The organism is Candidatus Protofrankia californiensis (assembly GCF_900634765.1).
Taxonomy (GTDB): Bacteria; Actinomycetota; Actinomycetes; order Frankiales; family Frankiaceae; genus Protofrankia; species Protofrankia californiensis.
Map to the genome: position 1 here is coordinate 1 of NZ_CAAAFT010000093.1, position 2,320 is coordinate 2,320.

The window sequence follows — 2,320 nt, forward strand, 5'->3', positions numbered from 1 at the left end:
GATCAGATCCGTTTCTTCGCCGGTGCCGCCCGGCTGCTCGAAGGCCGCTCGGCCGGCGAGTATCTGGCTGGCCACACCAGTTTCGTGCGCCGTGAGCCGGTGGGGGTCTGCGCGCAGGTCACGCCGTGGAACTACCCGATGATGATGGCGGTGTGGAAGTTCGCGCCGGCAATCGCCGCGGGGAACACCGTGGTCGTCAAGCCTTCGGAGACAACTCCGGTGAGCACGCTGCTGCTCGCCGAGATCGCCGCCGAGTTCCTGCCGGCCGGCGTCCTGAACGTGGTGTGCGGGGATCGGGACACCGGTCGGGCGCTGGTGGCTCACCCGCTACCCGCAATGGCATCGGTCACCGGCAGTGTCCGGGCGGGTATGGAGGTTGCCCGAGCGGCCGCGGATTCCCTCAAGCGGGTCCACCTGGAACTCGGGGGCAAGGCGCCGGTCATCGTCTTCGACGACGTCGACGCCGAGGAGGTCGCGCGGGGGATCGCGGGCGCGGCCTACTTCAACGCCGGCCAGGACTGCACCGCCGCCACCCGGGTACTGGCCGCCCCGGGCGTCCACGACGACCTTGTCGCGGCCCTCACCGAGCAGGCCCGGGCGACGCCGACGGGGTCGCCACAGGAGCCGGATGCGGCCTACGGCCCGCTGAACAACCTGGGCCAGCTCGGCCGCGTCCACGGCATGGTGGACCGCACGCCGCCCCATGCCGAGGTGTTCACCGGTGGGGCGCCGGTGGACAGGCCCGGGTTCTTCTACCCGGCGACGGTGGTAGCGGGCCTGCGTCAGGACGACGAGATGATCCAGCACGAGATTTTCGGCCCGGTTGTGACCGTCCAGCGGTTCAGCACCGAGGACGAGGCGCTGGCCTGGGCGAACGGGGTCGAGTACGGGCTCGCGTCCAGCGTGTGGACGCACGACCACGGGCGGGCCATGCGGGTTGCCCGCCGTCTGGATTTCGGTTGCGTGTGGATCAACACCCACATCCCGTTGGTGGCTGAGATGCCGCACGGAGGCTTCAAAAAGAGCGGATACGGGAAGGATTTGTCGATCTACGGTCTTGAGGACTACACCCGGGTCAAACACGTGATGAGCAACATCGAGTTCTGACCGGTCCGGGCTGTCGAGGCCGACTGGGTCGCAGGGGTGTCAAGCCAGGCATCCTGCTCCACCCGGCCGACCGGTGACGAGCGGTCGGAGGGCGGCTATGGATGAGACTCGTACCCGTAAGATGCACGATCTGATTCGTCTACCAGCGGATGGTCAGGATGACCTGACCGTGGTGGACGGCGCGGATGCGGCGCGGGCCGTCCGCCCGCCGGGTTCGTTGCGCTATGCCACTCGATATGTGACGGTGCACGGATATCGAAGGGCCTACATACGGGCGGGGCGCGGCCCCGCACTGCTGCTCATCCACGGGATCGGGGACAGTTCGCAGACCTGGCGCGACCTTATTCCGTTGCTCGCCCAGGGGCGGATGGTGATTGCACCGGATCTTCTTGGTCACGGTGAGTCCGACAAGCCGCGTGGTGACTATTCCATCGGTGGATACGCATGTGGGATGCGTGACCTTTTGACGGTGCTCGGTATCGACCGGGTGACGGTGCTCGGCCATTCCCTGGGTGGCGGCGTCGCCATGCAGTTCGCCTATCAGTTCCCCGAGCGTTGCGAGCGTGTGGTGCTGGTGGCGACCGGCGGGGTGTGTCCGGACATCCATCCGTTGCTGCGGGCCGCGGCGACTCCCGGGTCGGGGCTGGTGCTTTCGCTGCTCGCCGCGGCGCCCCTGCGTCAGCTCGGCTGGGCGGCGACCCGGGCGCTGCGATGGCTGCACACCGACCTGGGCCGGGATGCCGACGACCTGATGCGGACGTTTGACACTCTGTACGTGGACACCGCCCGTACGGCATTTCTGCGGACGCTGCGAGCCTCGGTGGACGGCCATGGTCAGGCAATCACCATGTTGGACCGTTGCTATCTTTCTGCCGGAATGCCGTCTATGATCATCTGGGGTGGACATGACGCGGTGATTCCGGTCGAGCACGCGCGGATTGCACACGCGGCGATGCCGGGTAGCCGCCTCGAGATCTTCGAGGATGCCGGACATTTCCCCCATCGGAGTGACCCGGAGCGCTTTCGGGCAGTGGTGGAGGACTTTTTGTCCTCCACCCGCCCGGCAACGTACTCCGCCCGGCAATGGCGGGATCTGCTGTGCTCAAGGGGACGGGTGGACCAGCGGCCCACCCGTGACCGGGGCACGGTCGGATGTCGGTGACCGCCGGCGGTGGGAAACCGCTGACAGGTGGCCCGGTGCCGGTGCCACCGC

General features: G+C 67.7%; 2 protein-coding genes. Both read left to right on the forward strand.

Translation table 11 applies throughout. The features are described 5' to 3' along the window. The coding region (locus DD1DGNOD_RS05445; RefSeq protein WP_131769588.1) for an aldehyde dehydrogenase family protein at window positions 1–1,107 on the forward strand (1,107 nt) is incomplete at its 5' end. A 97-nt stretch (window positions 1,108–1,204) separates the two neighbouring features. Continuing rightward, window positions 1,205–2,269: an alpha/beta fold hydrolase gene (locus DD1DGNOD_RS05450; RefSeq protein WP_131765538.1), complete on the forward strand. Its 1,065-nt coding sequence runs from the start codon at window positions 1,205–1,207 to the stop codon at window positions 2,267–2,269. Window positions 2,270–2,320 lie beyond the last annotated feature (51 nt).

What these genes read in the sequence shown, in the direction of transcription:
- DD1DGNOD_RS05450 (WP_131765538.1), top strand. Translation starts at nt 1,205, where the DNA reads ATGGATGAGACTCGTACCCGTAAGATGCACGATCTGATTCGTCTACCA.